This window comes from Brevundimonas sp. Root1279 (assembly GCF_001425945.1).
Classification (GTDB): domain Bacteria; phylum Pseudomonadota; class Alphaproteobacteria; order Caulobacterales; family Caulobacteraceae; genus Brevundimonas.
On record NZ_LMEB01000005.1, the window covers coordinates 44944 to 61671 of the forward strand.

A 16728-nucleotide genomic window follows, 5' to 3' on the forward strand; every position below is an offset into this window, starting at 1 on the left:
ACCGTGACCGGGGGCGGCGTCGAGCGGCTGGACGGGGGGCGTCCGTCGGTCAGGGCAGGACTTCCACGGCGCCGTTGTACTGGGCGTTGTAGGCGAGCCGGTCGCCCGCGGCCGGGGTGCGCACCGCGGCGTTGATCCAGTACATTCCGGGCTCCGGCCAGGTGACGGTGAAGGAGCCGTCGGCGCCGGTCTTGACGGTGATTTCTTCGGGATTGTCGCGGTAGCGCGTTCCGCCCCGGGCGATGGTCACTTCAAGGTCGGCGGCCGGCTGACCGTCGCGCAGGAACTTGAACGTGGCGGGCTCGCCGGCGACCAGGTCGTTGGGGTGGGTCACCGGGGCCAGCTCGATGCCCTGGCCGGTCGGGGCCAGCGCCGTGGTGGTCGGCTCGCCGAGGGTGACGAAGGTCTCGGTGCGATTGTTCGAGCGGGCGGCGACGACCTCGGTGGCGTCGGCCGGGATGTTCGCAGCCATGTCGGATTCGGCCCCGCGCCAGCGCTTCTGCTCGCCGCCCTGCTTGTAGCTGACCATGACGCCGCCCGAGGTGTTGGCGACGCGGTAGGTGCCCTGCTGGGTCATGTGCAGGTCGAAGGTCGAGCGGTACCGCGAGCGGGCGCGATTCTCGTCCTGGACCCGCGAGCCGTCCGGAGCGGTGATGACCAGGCCGTCGAGGTTCATGGCGTTGTGGTCGGGGATGAAGACGCCGTTGGACGATCCGCCGTCGAAGCCGACCCAGGCGTCGGTTCCCGACAGCACGGTGGCCGTCGGGGCCAGCCATTGGCGGTGGGCCTGTGCAGCCATGGGAACCGCGAGGACGGCGAGCGCGGCGATGAGGGCGAGCGACTTCTTCATGGCGGACTTCCTCTAGCGGGTGACGGTGACGCTGACGGCGCCGAGTTCGGTGGAGCCCGCGGCGCGGGCGGTGTTGGCGGCGCCCCAGCGGAACGGCACGCGGACGGCTTCGCGGCCGCCGAGCTCGCGGGCGGCCTCGACGACCAGGACGTAGTCGCCGGCCGGCAGGTTGGAGAGGCGGGCTCCGGGGATGCGCACGGCGTGGGCGCCGGGCGCCTTGGTGGCGCTGGACACGCCGTCGGCGGGCAGGGTCAGCGAGCGGCCGCCGCGACGCCACCAGGTGCGCATGTCCTTGAGCCAGTCCTTGCCCTCGGCGGTGTTCGAGACCTCGTACCAGACCGCCAGGGTGCGCACGGCGGTGTTGTCGGGTCGCTCGATCCACACCGCGACATAGGGGCGGTGGTAGGCGGCGACGCTGAGGCGCGGGATCTCGACCGAGACGTTCAGGTCGGCGGCCAGGGCCGGGCCGGCGACGGCGGCGGCGAGGGCGGAAGCGGGGAGGGCGAGGGTCAGCTTACGCATGGATCACTCAGTGGATGAACAGCAGGGCGATGAGGGCGGGGATCAGCAGGCCGGCGGCCAGCAGCGGCCAGGTCGAAGGGCGCTGGCGGGCGTGCATCCAGGCCAGGCCGAAGCCGGTCAGGGCGAAGATCACGCAGGCGGCGGCGAAGACGTCGATGAACCAGTACCAGACCGGCCCGGTGTTGCGGCCCTTGTGCAGGTCGTTGAGCCAGGCGACCCAGCCGCGCGTGGTGCGCTCGCGCAGGGCCTCGCCGGTGGCGCGGTCGATGGTCAGCCAGCCGTCGCCGCCCGGCTCGGGCAGGGCGATGTAGAGCTCGTCGGCGGTGGTCTCGGTCGGGCGACCGGCGACGTTGACCTTGAACTGGTCCGAGGCCCAGCGGGCGACGGCGTCGGGGGCCGGATCGGTGGTCTCCTCCGGGAAGCTCGCAAGGCGTTCCAGCAGGGGCGCGGGCAACTGGCCGGTCTGCTCGACCGTGACCGGCTCGGCCGGGATCTGGGCGGCGTGGTTGAGGGTGATGCCGGTGGCCGCGAACAGCATCAGCCCGACCAGGCTGATGGCCGCCGAGATCCAGTGCCACTGGTGCAGCTGCTTCAACCAGAACGACCGGGAGGCGTTCAGGGCCGTGGCGGGCTTGGCGGCGGGGACGGTGGCTTCGGTCACGCTCGGCTTGTGCCCAAGTTGCGAACGATTTTCAATAGTAGATCGTCGCGCAAGCTTAGCGCGAAAGCCTCACCCCGACGCCCAAGGTCCTCGGCGGGCCGAAGCCGGCGACGCCGGTGGCGGTCTCGGAGACCTCGACCTCTTCGTCGAAGACGTTGTCGGCGGCGGCCCAGAGGGTCGCGTTCGGGCTCAGGGCCCATTCGGCGCGGAGGTCGGCGGTCGCGGCGGCCTCAAGCACCCGGCTGTTGAGGTCGTCGTCGAAGCGGCGGCTCTCCCAGCGCAGGTCGGCGGACAGAGTCAGGCGGTCGATGGGGCGCCAGTCCAGTCCGGCGGTCGCGCTCCAGATCGGAGCCTGGGCGGGGCGCAGGCCGGTCAGTTGGGGCGCGTCCGAACCGCCGTCGACGCGGGCGTCGGTCGCGGACAGGGCGGCGCGCAGAGACAGGACGTCGGAGGCGTCCCAGCGGGCGTCGAGCTCCAGGCCGGTCGCCTCGATGGTCCCGGCGTTCTGGCGCTGGCGCAGCACGCCGCCGGCGGGGACGAAGCCGGCGCGGGGGAAGACGCCGGGGCCCTCGCCGATGGTGACGTTGACGATCGCGTCCTCGATCTCGGTCCAGAAGACCGTGGCCGTCAGCGAGGCGCGGTCGCCGGTCCAACTCCAGCCGGCCTCGACGCCGGTCAGCCGCTCGGGCTCCAGGGCAGCGTTGGCCTCGGTCAGGTCGTTGCCGACGCGGAAGGGGCGGTGCAACTCGTTGAGCGTGGCGGGGCGGAAGCCGGTGTAGGCGGCGGCGCGCAGGGCCTGGCCGCTTCCGAGCTCACGGCGGACGGCGAGGCGGGCGCTGACGACCTCGCCGGAGCGTTCGGGGTCGGTCTCGTCCAGGGTCGGCAGGCCGGTGGCGAGGTCGGTCTCGAGGCGGCGGCCGTTGGCGTTCTCCCAAGCGTCCCAGCGCAGGCCGCCGGCGACCAGCCAGGGGCCGCTGTCGTCCCAGGCGCCTTCGACATAGACGCCGGCCACGGAGGTCTCGCCGCCGGCGATGCGCCCGCGGGTGAAGGCGCCGCCGAGATAGCGGAACAGCTCCTGGGTCTCGCCCTCGTTGAAGCGGGCGTCTGCGCCCAGCTCCCATTCGACGCGGCCGACGCCGCTGACCGCGGTGCGACGCAGGGCGGCGTTGAGGCCCCAGCCGGTCGCCGGGGTGGCGTACTGGTCGTTGGCCGGGGTGGTCGAGGACCGGTCGGGGGCGACGGCCACCGAACTGTTGGCCAGGTCGCTCTCGCGCCGCCAGGCCTGCAGTCGCCAGCCGAGACGCTCGGGCGTCGGGGCGAGGGCGGCTGTGGCGGAAAGGCTGTTTCCGCTGGCGGTGGCGCGGGCGCCGGCGAGACCGGAGCCGCGGTCCTCCTCGAAGGCCGAGGCGCGCAGGGACACGACGGCGGCGGCGACCGGGATGTCGGCGCGGACGGCGGCGCTCAGGAACTCAAGATCCAGCGGGGTGTCGGCGGCGCCGGCCTCGGGACCGCGCACGGGGACGTAGCCGTCGCTGGTCTCGTACAGGGCCGTTCCGACCAGTCGGACGGGCCCGGCGTCGGTTCCGGCGGCGGCGGCGAGCCGGGCCCCGCCGCGCTCGGCGACGGACGCGTCGAGGACAGCGCCCATGTCGCGTTCGCGCAGCTGGATCACCCCGGTCAGGGCGCCCGCGCCGTAAGGGCCGGCGCCGGAGCCGTGGATCAGGTCGAGGCCGGACAGGCTCTCGGTCGGGACCTGGGACCAGATCACCCAGCCGCCGAAGGGATCGTTGACCGGCACGCCGTCGAGGGTGACCAGGGTCCGGCCCGCGCCGGAGGGGGCGATGGCGCGCAGCGATATGCCCTGGGTGGTCGGATTGGCCGACAGGCTGGAGGTGCGGCGGAACAGGGAGACGGCCGGGACCGTGGCCAGGGCCTCGTCGAGCCGTTGCTGCGGGGCCAGGTCCGCTTCGTCGAGGCGGATGACCGAGAAGGCCGCCTCGCCCGCGGCCGGGGGAAGGCGCGCGCCCGTGACCACGACTTCGGACAGCTGGGGCGGGGGTGGGACCTGAAGCATGAAGCTCTACAATACCCCGCCGGGCGCTCGGTTGCCCGGGCCTGTCAGGCCAGCCGCTTCAGGAGGTCGGCGGCGAAGACCGACAGGGTGTCGTCGCGGGCGCCCATGATGATGATGCGGTCGCCGGGGCGGGCCAACTCGACCAGCCGGTCGCCGCAGGCGTCGCGGGTCGGCAGGGCCTCGGCCTGGCGGCCGGCGGCGCGGACGCCCGAGGCGATGTCCTCGGAGCCCACCGAGCGGTCAGTGGTCCCGCCGTAATAGACGGGCTCGGGCATCAGCAGGAGATCGTCGGCGCGCATCAGGCCGGTGAAGCCCTCGATGAACTCGTTCTTCATCAGCTTCAGGGGGCCGAAGCCGTGCGGCTGGAACAGGATCAGCAGCCGGCCGTCGAAGGCGTGCAGGGTCTTGAGGGTGGCGGCGATCTTGTCCGGGTTGTGGGCGAAGTCGTCGATGACGGTCACGCCGTTGGCGGTCCCGACCACCTCCATGCGGCGGCGGATGCCTGAGAAGCTCTCCAGGGCGGCGACCGCCTCGGCGAGCGGAACACCGATGGCGCGCACGGCGCCCAGGGCGGCCAGGGCGTTGGCGACATTATGGGCGCCGGGGACGTTGAGGGTCACCGCATGCTTGGGCCCGTCGCGCTCGGTCAGGGTGAAGCGCATGCCGGTCGGCTGGGGCTCGAGGTCGTGGGCGTTCAACGTTGCGGACTCCTCGCCCAGAGCGAAGGTGACGACCTTCTCGGGCGGCAGGGTCTGAGCCAGGGCCTGGGTCTCGAGGTTGTCGAGGTTGAGCACGGCGGTGGCGGCCCGGCCGGTGAAGCCGCCGAACAGCTCGCGCAGCTCCTCCATCGACTTGTGGTCCAGCGAGATGTTGGAGACGACGGCCACCGTCGGATCGTAGCGGGCGATGGAGCCGTCGGACTCGTCGACCTCGGAGACGAACAGGTCCGGTCCGCCGATCAGGGCGCTGGCGAACGGGTGGTCGGCGTCGGCGAAATTCTTCATCACCGCCCCGTTCATGACGGTCGGGCCGCGGCCGGCGCGGTGCAGGATCCAGGCGATCATGCCGGTGATGGTCGACTTGCCCGAGGTGCCGGCCACGCCGATCGAAGTCGGGGCGGCGTTGAACAGCTGGGACAGCAGCTGGGGGCGGGTGACGATAGGCGCGCCGACGCGGCGGGCGGCGCCGACGTCCGGAACCGTGTCCTCGATCGCCCCGGTGGCGACCACGGTCTGGTCGGCGCGGGTGACGCCGGAGCCGTCCTGCGGGTGCAGGGTGACGCCGTGGGCCTCGAGCCAGGCGAATTTCTCAGGCGTCCGGCCCTGGTCGCGGGACCGGTCGGAACCCTCGATGCGGTGGCCCTGGGCCTGCACGATCATCGCCAGGGGCAGCATCCCGGAGCCGCCGATGCCGCAGAAGAAGTAGTCGTTCGCCATGGATCGGTGAGTAGAGGGCGGCGGCGGGAAGGGGAAGTCTCCCCCATTCGGTTTGCGGCGACGGCGGGGCTCGGCCTATGTAGGGCCAGGCAGCAAGGTCAGGGCGGGCGCTTTGAAGATCGGCATCGTCAACGTCAGTTCGCGCTTCGACCGCGCCCGGGCCGAGGCCGTCGAGACCTGGTTCGCGGAGAACGTGCCGGACGGTTCGATCTCGGCCGTCTTCCACCCGGCCAGCTTCGGCAAGCACGGCCATTTCGGCGGCGACGACGCCAGCCGGGCTCAGGCCTTCGTCGAATACGCCAACGATCCGCGGCTGGACGCCATCTGGTTCGCCCGCGGCGGCTACGGCTCGTGCCGGGTCGCCGAGGCCATCCTGCCGCGGCTGACCGAGGTCGCCCGCAAGAAGCGCTACCTGGGCTATTCCGACGCCGGCAGCCTGCTGGCCGGGCTGTACAAGGCCGGCTTCCCGCACGTGGCGCATGGGCCGATGGCCTCGGACGCCGTGCGCAGCGACGCCACGGCCTGGCGGGCGCTGAATTGGCTGAAGACCGGCGACGCGCGGTCATGGGAGCCGTCGCTGCATGAGGACGCGCGCCCGGCCGCCGCCTTCAACCTCACCATCATCGACCAACTGGTCGGCACCGCCCTGGAGCCGGACCTGAGCGGCCATGTGCTGATGATCGAGGAGGTGTCGGAGGCGCTGTACCGCGTCGACCGGATGATGTTCCACCTCACCGGCCAGGCCTCGATCCGCAAGGTGGCGGGCATCCGGCTGGGGCGGGTCTCGGACGTGACGCCGAACGATCCGGATTTCGGCCAGTCCGCGGACGAGATCGTCCGCTACTGGTGCCAGCGTTCGGGCATCCCCTACCTGGGCGCCGCCGACATCGGCCATGATCGCGACAACAAGGTGGTGCCCTTCGGGACGCGGTGAGGTCGGGGCTGAGCCGCGACAGCACGCCGCTGGCGGAGCCTTCGGCCCCGCGCCATGTTGAGTCCGGATGAACCGCCGAAGTCTCCTGATCCGCGCCTCCGCCCTGGTCGCCGCCGTCGGCGGGGCCTGGTGGGCGCGCGAATACCTGCTGTGGCCTGAGCCCAAGCTGGCGTTCGGGCAGGCCGGGGCGACGCCGTGGATGCCCTATGCCCGGAGCGCTGACGTGCCGACCGTGGCGGTCACGGTCGGCGGACGCGACGTCCTGGCCCTGATCGACACCGGGGCCCAGTACTCGGTCATCGACCGCGCCTTGGCCGAGTCCCTGCCGGACGCCGGCCGGGCCATCTTCGACATGCCGATGGTGGCCTATGGCGTCGGCGGCGCTGCGCAGATGGGGCGGGGAACGACCGTCGACGTGGTTCTGCCGGGACTGGGCGTCGAGCGGCTGAGGGCGGCGATCCTGGACCTGGGGCCGCTGGCCACGGAGGACGGGCTGCACACGCCGTTGATCATCGGTCGTGACGTGCTGGAGCATGCGGTGCTGGCGCTGGATCCGAAGCGACGCCACGTGCGGCTGATCGCGCGCGAGGCCTTCGTGCGGCCGCCTGACCTATCGCCCGCCGTCGTCCGTCGGGCGGGCGGGGCGCTGGTGGTCGAGGTCACCGTCGAGGGCGTGCCGGTGCAGGCGGTGGTCGACACCGGGGCCTCGTCCCTGCTGGCGCTGGACCGCAACACCGCCCAGAGCACCGGCCTGCTGGACGGGCGACCGCAGAGCGACGGCGTCAGCCTGGTGCTGGGCGGGGCCATGCGCGCCCTGGTCATCGAGGCGCGGACGGTCACCTTCGCCGACCACCTCTACCGGCGCGTGCCCGTCGGGGTGTTCGAGCAGCCGCCCCTGCCCAACTTCCCGGGCGGCCTGGTAGGGATGGCGGCGTTCGAGGACCGGCGCGCGGCGCTGGATCTGGGCCAGGGGACGCTGCACGTGTCCCGGCCGCTGGAGCTGACGATCGGCTAGGGTTGAGGGTTGAGGAGGAGAGGTGAGACTTGGGCAGACGGTCGCTTTCGACCCTCACCCCTCGACCCTAGTCCCTGACCTGCCCGTTCCCGCGCACCACATATTTGTAGCTGGTCAGCTGCTCGGCCCCGACCGGGCCGCGGGCGTGGAGCCGCGAGGTGGAGATGCCGATCTCGCCGCCGAAGCCGAACTCGCCGCCGTCGGCGAACTGGGTCGAGGCGTTCCACATGACGATGGCGCTGTCGACAGCGCCCAGGAAGGCGGCTGCGGCTTCGGCGTCCTCGGTGACGATGGCCTCGGTATGGCCCGAGCCATACCGGCGAATGTGGTCGGCGGCGGCGCTCAGGTCGTCGACGATCCGCACGGCCAGGACCGGGGCCAGGTATTCGGTGGTCCAGTCGGCGTCCGCGGCGGCGGTCATGCCGGGGACGAGGGCGCGAGCCTCGGCGTCGCCCTTGAGGACGCACCCGGCGGCCGCGAGGGCGTCGGCGACCGGCGGCAGGAGGGCCGCGGCGGCGGCGCGGTCGACCAGCAGGGTCTCGGTGGCGCCGCAGACGGAGACGCGGCGCATCTTGGCGTTCACGACCACGTCCACGGCCATGGCCGGGTCCGCGGCGACGTGGAGATAGGTGTGGCACAGGCCTTCGAGGTGGCCGAGGACGGGGACCCGGGCCTCGGCCTGGACGCGGGCGACCAGGCTCTTGCCGCCGCGCGGGATCAACAGGTCGATCGTCCCCTCCAGGCCGGTGAGCAGGGCGCCGACAGCGGCGCGGTCCGGGGTGGCGACCAGCTGGACGGCGTCGGCGGGCAGGCCGGCGGCCTGGAGCCCCTCGACCATGGCGGCGTGGATGGCCATCGACGACTCCAGGCAGTCGGAGCCGCAGCGCAGCAGGGCGACGTTGCCGCTGCGCAGGCACAGGGCGGCGGCGTCGGCGGTCACGTTCGGCCGACTCTCGTAGATGATGGCCAGGACGCCGATCGGGGTGGCGACGCGGGCGATGTCGAGGCCGTTGGGGCGGGTCCAGCGGGCCAGCTCGCGGCCCAGCGGATCGGGCAGGGCGGCGACCTCGGCGACGGCGTCGGCAATGGCTGTGACGCGGGCGGCGGTCAGGGCCAGGCGGTCGATCAGGGCCTCGCTGAGGCCGCCGTCGCGGGCGCGGGCGCTGTCGCGGGCGTTGGCGGCGAGGATGGCGTCCGAGCGGGCGCGCAGGGCCTCGGCGGCGGCGTGAAGCGCGGCGGTGCGGGTCTCCGGCGAGGCGGTGCGGACGGCGTCGGCGGCCGCGCGGGCGCGGCGGCCCATGTCGAGCATCTCGGCGGCCAGATCGCTCATGCGCCGCCCTCCAGCACCAGGTCGTCGCGGTGGATGGCGACCTGGGGGCCCTTGTAGCCCACAAGCCCCTCGATCTCGGCGGTCTTGCGGCCCTGGATCAGGGTCATCTCCTCGGCCGCCCACGCGGCCAGGCCGACGCCGGCGCGCCGACCGTCGGGGGTGACGATCAGGACGCTGTCGCCCTTGTCGAAGCGGCCCTCGACGGCGCGCACGCCCGAGGGCAGCAGGCTCTTGCCGGCGTGCAGGGCGGCCACCGCGCCGTCGTCGACGACCAGGCGGCCGGCGGGCTCGACGCTGCCGGCGATCCAGGCCTTCCAGGCGGTGGCGGGCGTTCCGGGGGCGGTGACCAGGGTCGCCCGGGCCCCCGCGGCGACAGCGGCCAGCGGGCGCTCGACCAGGCCCGAGGCGATGACCGTGGCGCAGCCGGCCGAGCGGGCGATGCGGGCCGCCTCCAGCTTGGTGCGCATGCCGCCCGTGCCGACGTCGGCGGCGGCGTTGGCCTCGCCGGCCATGGCCATGATGTCGGGGCCGAGGGACTCGACCAGCGACAGGTGGGCGGCGCCGGGAATCTTGCGCGGGTCGGCGTCGTAGAGGCCGTCGACGTCCGACAGCAGGACCAGCAGGTCGGCGCGGGCCAACTGGGCGGTCCGGGCGGCGAGTCGGTCGTTGTCGCCGTAGCGGATCTCTTCGGTGGCGACGGTGTCGTTCTCGTTGACCACGGGGATCGCCCCGAGGCGGAGCAGGGCCTCGATGGTCGAGCGGGCGTTGAGCCAGCGGCGGCGGCGCTCGGTGTCCTCGCGGGTGAGCAGGACCTGGGCGGGGATCAGGCCGTGGGGGCTCAGCGCGGTCTCCCAGGCCTGCATCAGCAGCGACTGGCCGGCGGCGGCGGCGGCCTGTTTCTCGTCCAGGCGGGCCGACTTCGAGAGGCCGAGGCGGCCGCGGCCCAGGGCCACCGCGCCGGAGGAGACGACGATGACCTCGGTCCCCGCGGCGCGCAGGCGGGCGAGGTCCTGGCCCAGGGCGGCCAGCCAGACGGCGTCGGGGCCGCCGTCGCGCACGACCAGGGCCGAACCGATCTTGACGACCAGGCGGCGGGCGGCGGCCAAGGCGGCGGCGGGGGATGCGGCGGCGGTTGCGGTCACCCCGCGATCCTGCCGCGACGTGTGCGCTGCAACAAGCTCCCTTGCGCTAGAGCGCCGAGAAGGTGTCGCAGGCGGCGGGGTCGCCGGTCTGGTAGCCGCGGCGCAGCCATTCGACGCGCTGGGCCGAGGAGCCGTGGGTGAAGCCCTCGGGCACCACGCGGCCGCCCTGGCGGCGCTGCAGGGTGTCGTCGCCGATGGCCGAGGCGGTGCGCAGCCCCGCCTCGAGGTCGCCGGCCTCCAGGGCCACGGCGCCGTTCGAGACGGCGGCGGCGTTGGCGGCCCAGACGCCTGCGTAGCAGTCGGCCTGAAGCTCCAGGGCGACGGAGTACTGGTTGGCCTCGGCCTGGCCGCGGGCGCGCTGCTGGGCCTGCTGGACCTGGGCGTTGGTGCCCATCAGGGTCTGGACGTGGTGGCCGTATTCGTGGGCGATGACATAGGCCTTGGCGAAGTCGGCGGAGCTGGCGCCCAGCTCGGTCTCCATCTGCTGCCAGAAGGACAGGTCCAGGTACACGTGCCGGTCGGTGGGGCAGTAGAAGGGGCCCATGGCGGCCTGGCCGTAGCCGCAGCCGGTGCCCGTGCCCTGCTCATAGATGGTCACCGTCGGCGGGGCGTAGCCTTGCAGCTTGGTCTTCCAGACGTCGTCGACATTGGTGCCGATGACGTCGACGAAGGCGCCGGCCTGATCCTCAGGGCTGCCCTGGCGGCCGGCCTCGGTGGAGCCGACGCCGCCCAGCGAACTGGCCACCTGCTGGGTGGTCTGGGGATCGATGCCGAAGACGAAATAGCCGATGGCCGCCAGGACCAGGGCGCCGATGCCGCCGCCGGCGATGCCGACCCCGCCCATGCCGCGTCGATCGTCGATATTGCCGCCGCGTCGTCCGCCCTGCCAGCGCATGTGTTCCTCCGCCTCTCAAATCTGCGGATCGGGAACGCGGCTTTCGGCGAAGGGATGCAGGTTAACGCTGCGGTTCGGTCCGATCGCGGTCGAGCCAGGCGTCGATCTCGCCGACGCCGGACTGAACCGTCTCGCGGCGCTCGGTGGCGGACTGGCGCAAGGCCCGCTCCTCCTCCGGCGAGCGCAGGGCGCGGTAGCCGGCGGGCAGGGCGAGGTCGGGTTGCCGGGCGGCCTGGACCTCCATGCGGCTGAGCTGGGATTCGAGCTGAAGCTGGCGAGCGAAGGCGGCGCGGTCGTCGGCCTGCTGTCGCAGACGGTCCATCTCATAGCGGTGGCGGTCCGCCTGGTAGCGGTGCGGATCCACGTAAAGACCGGCGCGCGGAAGCGGTGGAGCCGTCTGGGCGACCGCCGGCGCGGCGAGCGCGGTGAGGGCGGCGACGATCAGAGGCAGGCGGAGGTTCATGCAGCAAAGATGGTCGCTGCGAGTGGGAACGCCAAGCGTGGCCGCTGTATTCAGCGCAGGGTCCAGACGCGGGTGCGTTTGACGGCGTTGTCTTCCAGCTCGCGGGTGGTCGGGACCTCGTACTCGGCCAACAGGTCGAAGCCGTCCTTGGGGAAGTAGGTGCGCAGGGGATCGCCGACGAGGACGCGGGTCCCGTTCGCTGCAGCCATGCGCAGCCAGTCGAGGACGCGCCCGCTCATGGGCTGTTCGTAGAAGACGTCGCCGGCGCAGATCACCTCGACCTCGGGCGGCTGGGCGTCGAGCAGGTCGGCGTCGGTAAAGGTCAGGGCCACCCCGTTGGCGGCGGCGTTGAGGGCCACCGCCGCGCCGCAGAAGGGGTCGATGTCGGCGCACAGGGCGGAGGCGGCGCCCGCCTTCATCGCCGCGATCCCGACCAGGCCCGAGCCGGCGGCGAAGTCGAGCACCCGCTTGCCGGCGACCTCCTCAGGGTGGTCGAGCACCCAGCGCGCCAACCCCTGACCGCCCGCCCAGGCGAAGGCCCAGAACGGCGGCGGCAGGCCCATCTCGCCGAGCTCCTCCTCGGTCAGCCGCCAGATCGGGGTGATCTCGTCGGCCAGCCACAGCGACACCTCCGGCGCGTGCGGCACGGGCTGGAAGCGGGTGTTGGCGAGGATGAAGGCGGCGGGATCGGCGATGGGCATCTGCCGGCCATATCAGGCTGCGACCTTCGCCGTCTCATCCCAGTCGCTCAGCGAGCGGGAGGCGGATCAGTAGCGCTTCAGGTTTCTGACGAACTCGCCGTGGCTCGGCAGTCCAGGCTGGTCCCCCAGCGCCTCCGCCTCGGCGAGGAGGTGCGTCACCTCGTCCTTGAAGCCGGGGCCAGAGCGGGCGAGGGCCGACGCGCGGGCGCGCAGGAGGATGAGGGCGGCGGCGGGGAAGCGGGCCAGGCGGCCGGCCCAGAGCTCGAGATGCGGGCTGCCGCCGCGGATGGCGTCGGCGCGGGCGGTGATCATGCGCGCCGCCTCGGGCAGGGCCGGCCAGGTCATCAGGAAGTCGAGGCCGGGCATGGGATCGGGCCAGGCGGCGGCGTGGGCGAAGGCGCGGTCCAGGGCCTCGACGTCGTCGAAGTCCGCCAGCCGGCTGACGAAGGCGCGCAGGGCCTCGGGATCGAGGCTACGCTCGAAGGCGGCCCAGCGGGCGGCCTGGGCGTCGTCGGCGCGGCCCTCGGCGTCGAGGACGGCGATCTCCGCGGCCTGCCAGGGTTCGGACAGTTCCGGCTCGGGCGGGGCCTTCAGCTTGTTCCAGCGGCTGGGTGCGGGCGCGCGCGGACGGGCGGCCTCCAGGGCGGCGCGGGCCTCGGCGGGCTGTCCGGCGCGGACGAAGCGGCGGGCGATCTCCGCGCCGACCTCGGGGCGGGTGCGGTGCTCGGGGTCGAAGGTGTCGGCGAAGGCGGCGGCGTCGGCGGCGCGGTCGGCGAGCTTGCGCACCACCAGGGCGAGGCGGCCGGTGGGAGCCGGGCGGCCGGTCAGGAGGTCCGACAGCAGGGCCTCGGCCAGGTCGGAGGGCAAGGCCGGCGCGGCGCGCCCGACCCATTTGGCCCAGTCGGACAAACGGGTTTGCAGGGCCTCGGACAGGATGGGGGCGGCGACTTTCGGGCCGGCGGCGGCGGCCAGGGCGGCCAGGTCGTCGGCGGCGGCGAGGAAGCGCTCGGCCAACTCGCCCTTGGGGTCGCGGACCCGGATTTCGAGGCCCGGATAGAGGTCGAACCAGGCGATCATCCGCTCAAGGCCGAGACGAGCGTCCAGGGAGGAGAGGCGCTCGACGATCAGGCGGCGGTGGAACTCCAGGTCCTCGATCAGCTCAGGCCGCTTGCGCCACGACACCTTGCCCTTGCCGACGGCCAGGGCGTCCATCCGCTTGTCGAGCTCCAGCGCCAGCTCGGCCGCGCCGATCTCGGCGGCCAGCTCCAGGCGCAGGCGACGGCGCCAATTGGCGTCGGAGCCCGCCACCTCGACCAGAAGCTCGCCCAGCCGCTCCGCGCCCAGCAGGGCCAGGTTGGGAGCGGTCAGGGTCTTCTTGATCGTCTTGGTCTTGGGTGGAGCTTTGGGGGCGGCGGGCGGCATCGGCCTCTCAACGGACGGCGTGGGGTTTGGTCGCGTCGCCGCGGGTCCTTCCCCTAGCCCTGCGTGCCCGCGATAGCGAACTTGCCGTCGCCCTGACGGCCGCCGATGAACCAGGTCATGGTCTGACCGCCGGCGAATTTGACCGCGTACATCTCGACCGGGCCCTGGGGCGTCTGTTCGGTGCGGACGAAGGTCAGGGACTCGACGGCGCCGAGGCTCTGCAGGCCGGGGGCCATCTGGGCGATCTGCTGGTTGCAGGCGGTCAGGAGCTGCTCGGCCATCAGGTCGGCGGCGCAGGTTCCGGCGGCGGCCTGGGTGATCATCGTCTTGAGCGCCTCGCCGTGTTCGCCGGCCGGGGCCTGGGCGAAGGCCGGGGCGGCGAGGACGGCGGCGGCGAGGCCGGCGAGCAGGAAGGGGGTGCGCATGAGCGGCTCCTCGGAATGGGAGGCGGACGATGGCGCCGTTATGCGAGGCGGGCAATCACCTGGAAGGGTGAGGTCAGGTCACGCCCTTGCCGCTGGCGGTCCTGAGCACCGCGACGTAGCCCGGCGCGACCTCCATCCGCTCGCCCTGCGGCCTGGCGTGCAGCGCGCGGTGCAGGGCCGGGAGCTTCCAGCAGGGCACGTGCATGAACAGGTGGTGCTCGGCGTGGAAATTGACCCAGTAGGGGGCGAGGAAGGCTCGCTCCCACCACGCAGCCCGGGTGGTGCGGGCGGCGCGGAACGCGTCAGAGGCTGAGCCTTCGACGCAGGCGTGTTCGGCGATGTTGCGCAGGCGGGTGACCATGGGGAACCAGGTCGCCATCGGCAGCAGCCAGAGGGCGAGGTACGCCCACCAGGCGCCGGCGAAGATGGCCACGACGAGCAGGCCGAGGTTGACCAGCAGGAAGGGGGCGACGGAGCGGCCGGTGACGACCGCGCCCTCCGCCATGTCCTCGTCGCGCTGGGTCGAGAAGGCCTTGATGGCGAACAGCACCCGCTGCTTGAAGAAGGTCTGGCCGGTCAGGTCGCGGATGATCTTGCGGCGCAGCGAGGCGCGGGTGACCGGGAAGGGGGCGGACAGGACCAGATCCGGGTCCTCGGCCTGCTGGGCGTATTTGTGGTGGCTGAGGTGGTAGGGGCGGTAGAGGCCGAGCGAGGCGCCGACGGGCACGGCGCACAGCCAGTGGCCGAGGAAGTCGTTGAGCTTGCCGTTGGGCGACAGGCCGCCGTGGGCCGCCTCGTGCATGAGGATGGCCAGGCCCAGCTGGCGCGTGCCGATGATGGCCACGCACAGGGGGATCAGAAAGGGCCAGACCACGCCCGCGGCGACGGCCAGCAGGATCACGGCCCAGCAGTGCGCGACCAGCAGGGGGCCGATCCAGGCGGTGCGCGACTGGAAGGGGGCCCACTCTTCGGGCGTGAACAGGTCGGCGGGACGGGCGCGGGGCGCGGCTGGCATGAGGGGAGGATACGCCGGGGCGGGTCCGTCGCAAGCGTGGCGCGGTAAGTCATGGCGACCTTACGAAATGTCAGGTTGACATGACATTATCGCGGTGTAAGGTGGGCCTTACATTCAGTCAGGAGGACGTGACATGTTGGCAGTCGGCAAAAACGGGACCTCGGCGGGGCGGCGCTATGTCGTGCGCACCATGGCCTTCATGAGCGGCTATGTCGCGATCAACGTCCTGGCCATCTTCGGGGCCTTCGACGACATCGGCTCGCCGGTCGCGGCCTGGGGCCTGGCCCTCGCGGTTTCGGCGCCGGTGGTCGGGCAGATCTGGGCGACCCTGTCGCTGATGAACGAGTCCGACGAGTTCGTCCGCGCCCTGATCGCCAAACAGTTCATCATCGCCGCGGGCCTGGCCATGGCCATCGCCAGCGTCTGGGGCTTCGGCGAGAGCTACGCCGACGCGCCGCACATCCCGGCCTGGATCATCTACCCGCTGTTCTGGGCCTGCTTCGGCCTGGTCCAGCCCTTCGTCCGGACCAGCCGATGAGGAACCGCCTCAAGCTGCTGCGCGTCGAGCGCGGCTGGACCCAGGAGCAGCTGGGCCAGGCGCTCGGGGTCTCGCGCCAGGCGGTCAACGCCCTGGAGACCGAGAAGCACGACCCCTCGCTGGACCTCGCCTATCGCATCGCCGTGCTGTTCGAACGGCCGGTGGAAGACATCTTCGAGAATCCTCACGCCTGACTTTGGTCGGGCCCAATCCAAGGACATCGCCATGCTGTATCCTCGCTCTCTCGGGCGCTCGACCCTGCGCGCCCTGGTCATCGCTTCCGTCGCCGCTGCGGCGCTCGGGGGGGCCGTGCTGGTCGCCACCGAAGCGTCCGCCGCCCCCGCTCCCGTCGTCGCCGCTCCTTCGCCCTTCGTCTCCGACCGGCTGTCGGTCGAGGTGGTCGGGTCCGGACCGGACGTCATCCTGATCCCTGGCTTCGGCTGCTCGCGGGAGGTGTGGCGCGCCGAGGCCGAGCGGTTGAAGGCGACGCACCGGGTGCACCTGGTGCAGCTGGCGGGCTTCGCCGGCGAGCCGTGGAGCCATGGCGACGGGCCGTTCGTGCAGCCGGTGGTCGATGAGCTGGCCCGCTACATCCGCGACGGCGGCCTGCAGGACGCGGCGGTGGTCGGCCATTCGATGGGGGGGATGAGCGCCCTGATGCTGGCGCAGCAGCATCCCGAGCTGGTCGGCAAGGTGATGACCGTCGACAGCCTGCCCTTCTTCAGCGCCCTCTTCGGCCCGACGGCGACGGTGGAGAGCGCCAAGCCTTTCGCCGACCAGGCGGCGGCGGGCATGCTGGCCCAGGACGACGCCTCGTTCCGCAGCGGCCAGGCGATGCAGGCCGCAGGCCTGGCCCGCGACCCGGCGACCCGCGAGAAGATGGTCGAATGGACCGCCGCCGGTGATCGTCACGCGATGGCGGCGGCGATCCGCGAAGTGATGACCACCGACCTGCGCCCGGGTCTGGCGACCATGAGCGTCCCGGTCTGGGCCCCCTACGCCTCCGACGCCGACGGCGGCGCTCCGGCGGCCATGGCCGACGCCCTGTGGACGCGGGAGTACGCGTCCCTGCCGGGCGTGAAGCTGATCCGCGTCGACGGCAGCCGCCACTTCATCATGAACGACCAGCCGACGGTCTTCGGAGGGATCATGGATCAGTTCCTGGCGGAGTAGCCGGGGTCGCTGGTCGGGCGGCGGTGGATGCCAAGTGGTTAGTGGATAGCGATTAGTGGCTGTCCGCCGTCGGGGGCGCCGCAGACGGCGAGTTGCCCCCGTCGGCAGGTCAGGCGGGCAATCACGAACCAC

The 16728-nt window shown here is 72.5% G+C and carries 18 protein-coding genes; 5 read left to right on the forward strand and 13 right to left on the reverse strand.

The window, feature by feature from the left end:
- Positions 1-49 precede the first annotated feature (49 nt).
- From ASC65_RS06205 to ASC65_RS06225, 5 genes are read right to left on the reverse strand one after another with little or no spacing between them, the layout of a single operon-like run.
- Positions 50-850 (reverse strand): DUF4198 domain-containing protein, encoded by an 801-nt coding sequence (locus tag ASC65_RS06205; protein WP_056450652.1) that lies wholly within the window; start codon positions 848-850, stop codon positions 50-52.
- A gap of 12 nt (positions 851-862) precedes the next feature.
- Entirely contained in the window at positions 863-1372 is a 510-nt protein-coding gene (locus ASC65_RS06210) for a DUF2271 domain-containing protein (RefSeq protein ID WP_056450653.1), read from the reverse strand.
- 7 nt (positions 1373-1379) lie between these two features.
- On the reverse strand, positions 1380-2033 hold the full coding sequence (locus ASC65_RS06215; protein ID WP_056450654.1) for a PepSY-associated TM helix domain-containing protein: 654 nt from the start codon (positions 2031-2033) through the stop codon (positions 1380-1382).
- A gap of 55 nt (positions 2034-2088) precedes the next feature.
- Positions 2089-4107: a TonB-dependent receptor gene (locus ASC65_RS06220; protein WP_056450655.1), complete on the reverse strand. Its 2019-nt coding sequence runs from the start codon at positions 4105-4107 to the stop codon at positions 2089-2091.
- Between the two features lie 44 nt (positions 4108-4151).
- Positions 4152-5543, reverse strand: coding sequence for a UDP-N-acetylmuramate--L-alanine ligase (locus tag ASC65_RS06225; protein WP_056450656.1), 1392 nt, complete (start codon positions 5541-5543; stop codon positions 4152-4154).
- Between the two features lie 112 nt (positions 5544-5655).
- Here ASC65_RS06225 and ASC65_RS06230 point away from each other — a divergent pair, with 112 nt between their 5' ends.
- Positions 5656-6477, forward strand: a complete 822-nt coding sequence (locus tag ASC65_RS06230; RefSeq protein ID WP_056450657.1) for an LD-carboxypeptidase — start codon at positions 5656-5658, stop codon at positions 6475-6477.
- Positions 6478-6544: 67 nt separating this feature from the next.
- Complete coding sequence (locus ASC65_RS06235; protein WP_056450658.1) at positions 6545-7492, forward strand: aspartyl protease family protein; 948 nt, start codon at positions 6545-6547, stop codon at positions 7490-7492.
- A 67-nt stretch (positions 7493-7559) separates the two neighbouring features.
- On the opposite strand, the gene ASC65_RS06240 is transcribed toward ASC65_RS06235, so the two are convergent.
- The 8 genes from ASC65_RS06240 to ASC65_RS06275 form a co-directional block, all read right to left on the reverse strand.
- A complete protein-coding gene (locus tag ASC65_RS06240) occupies positions 7560-8822 on the reverse strand; it encodes a glutamate-5-semialdehyde dehydrogenase (RefSeq protein ID WP_056450659.1) in 1263 nt (420 codons plus the stop codon).
- Positions 8819-9964 (reverse strand): glutamate 5-kinase, encoded by a 1146-nt coding sequence (proB, locus tag ASC65_RS06245; protein WP_082525903.1) that lies wholly within the window; start codon positions 9962-9964, stop codon positions 8819-8821. Before proB ends, ASC65_RS06240 begins: the two co-directional genes overlap by 4 nt.
- Positions 9965-10010: 46 nt before the next feature.
- Positions 10011-10859: a KPN_02809 family neutral zinc metallopeptidase gene (gene ypfJ / locus ASC65_RS06250; protein WP_056450662.1), complete on the reverse strand. Its 849-nt coding sequence runs from the start codon at positions 10857-10859 to the stop codon at positions 10011-10013.
- A gap of 61 nt (positions 10860-10920) precedes the next feature.
- The gene (locus ASC65_RS06255) at positions 10921-11322 is read right to left on the reverse strand and encodes a hypothetical protein (RefSeq protein WP_056450665.1); all 402 of its coding nucleotides are present in this window, start codon (positions 11320-11322) and stop codon (positions 10921-10923) included.
- A 50-nt stretch (positions 11323-11372) separates the two neighbouring features.
- Positions 11373-12023, reverse strand: coding sequence for a class I SAM-dependent methyltransferase (locus tag ASC65_RS06260; RefSeq protein ID WP_056450668.1), 651 nt, complete (start codon positions 12021-12023; stop codon positions 11373-11375).
- 66 nt (positions 12024-12089) lie between these two features.
- Positions 12090-13445 carry a DUF6880 family protein gene (locus tag ASC65_RS06265; protein WP_200939799.1) on the reverse strand — a complete coding sequence of 452 codons (1356 nt, stop codon included), beginning with the start codon at positions 13443-13445 and terminating at the stop codon, positions 12090-12092.
- 53 nt (positions 13446-13498) lie between these two features.
- The gene (locus tag ASC65_RS06270; RefSeq protein WP_056450671.1) at positions 13499-13870 is read right to left on the reverse strand and encodes a hypothetical protein; all 372 of its coding nucleotides are present in this window, start codon (positions 13868-13870) and stop codon (positions 13499-13501) included.
- Between the two features lie 73 nt (positions 13871-13943).
- Positions 13944-14885, reverse strand: a complete 942-nt coding sequence (locus ASC65_RS06275) for a fatty acid desaturase family protein (protein ID WP_056450674.1) — start codon at positions 14883-14885, stop codon at positions 13944-13946.
- Positions 14886-15018: 133 nt separating this feature from the next.
- Here ASC65_RS06275 and ASC65_RS06280 point away from each other — a divergent pair, with 133 nt between their 5' ends.
- The 3 genes from ASC65_RS06280 to ASC65_RS06290 are packed head-to-tail and all read left to right on the forward strand — an operon-like array spanning position 15019 to position 16596.
- A complete protein-coding gene (locus tag ASC65_RS06280) occupies positions 15019-15423 on the forward strand; it encodes a hypothetical protein (RefSeq protein ID WP_056450677.1) in 405 nt (134 codons plus the stop codon).
- Positions 15420-15617, forward strand: a complete 198-nt coding sequence (locus ASC65_RS06285; protein WP_056450680.1) for a helix-turn-helix transcriptional regulator — start codon at positions 15420-15422, stop codon at positions 15615-15617. Before ASC65_RS06280 ends, ASC65_RS06285 begins: the two co-directional genes overlap by 4 nt.
- A gap of 31 nt (positions 15618-15648) precedes the next feature.
- Complete coding sequence (locus ASC65_RS06290) at positions 15649-16596, forward strand: alpha/beta fold hydrolase (RefSeq protein ID WP_056450682.1); 948 nt, start codon at positions 15649-15651, stop codon at positions 16594-16596.
- Positions 16597-16728 lie beyond the last annotated feature (132 nt).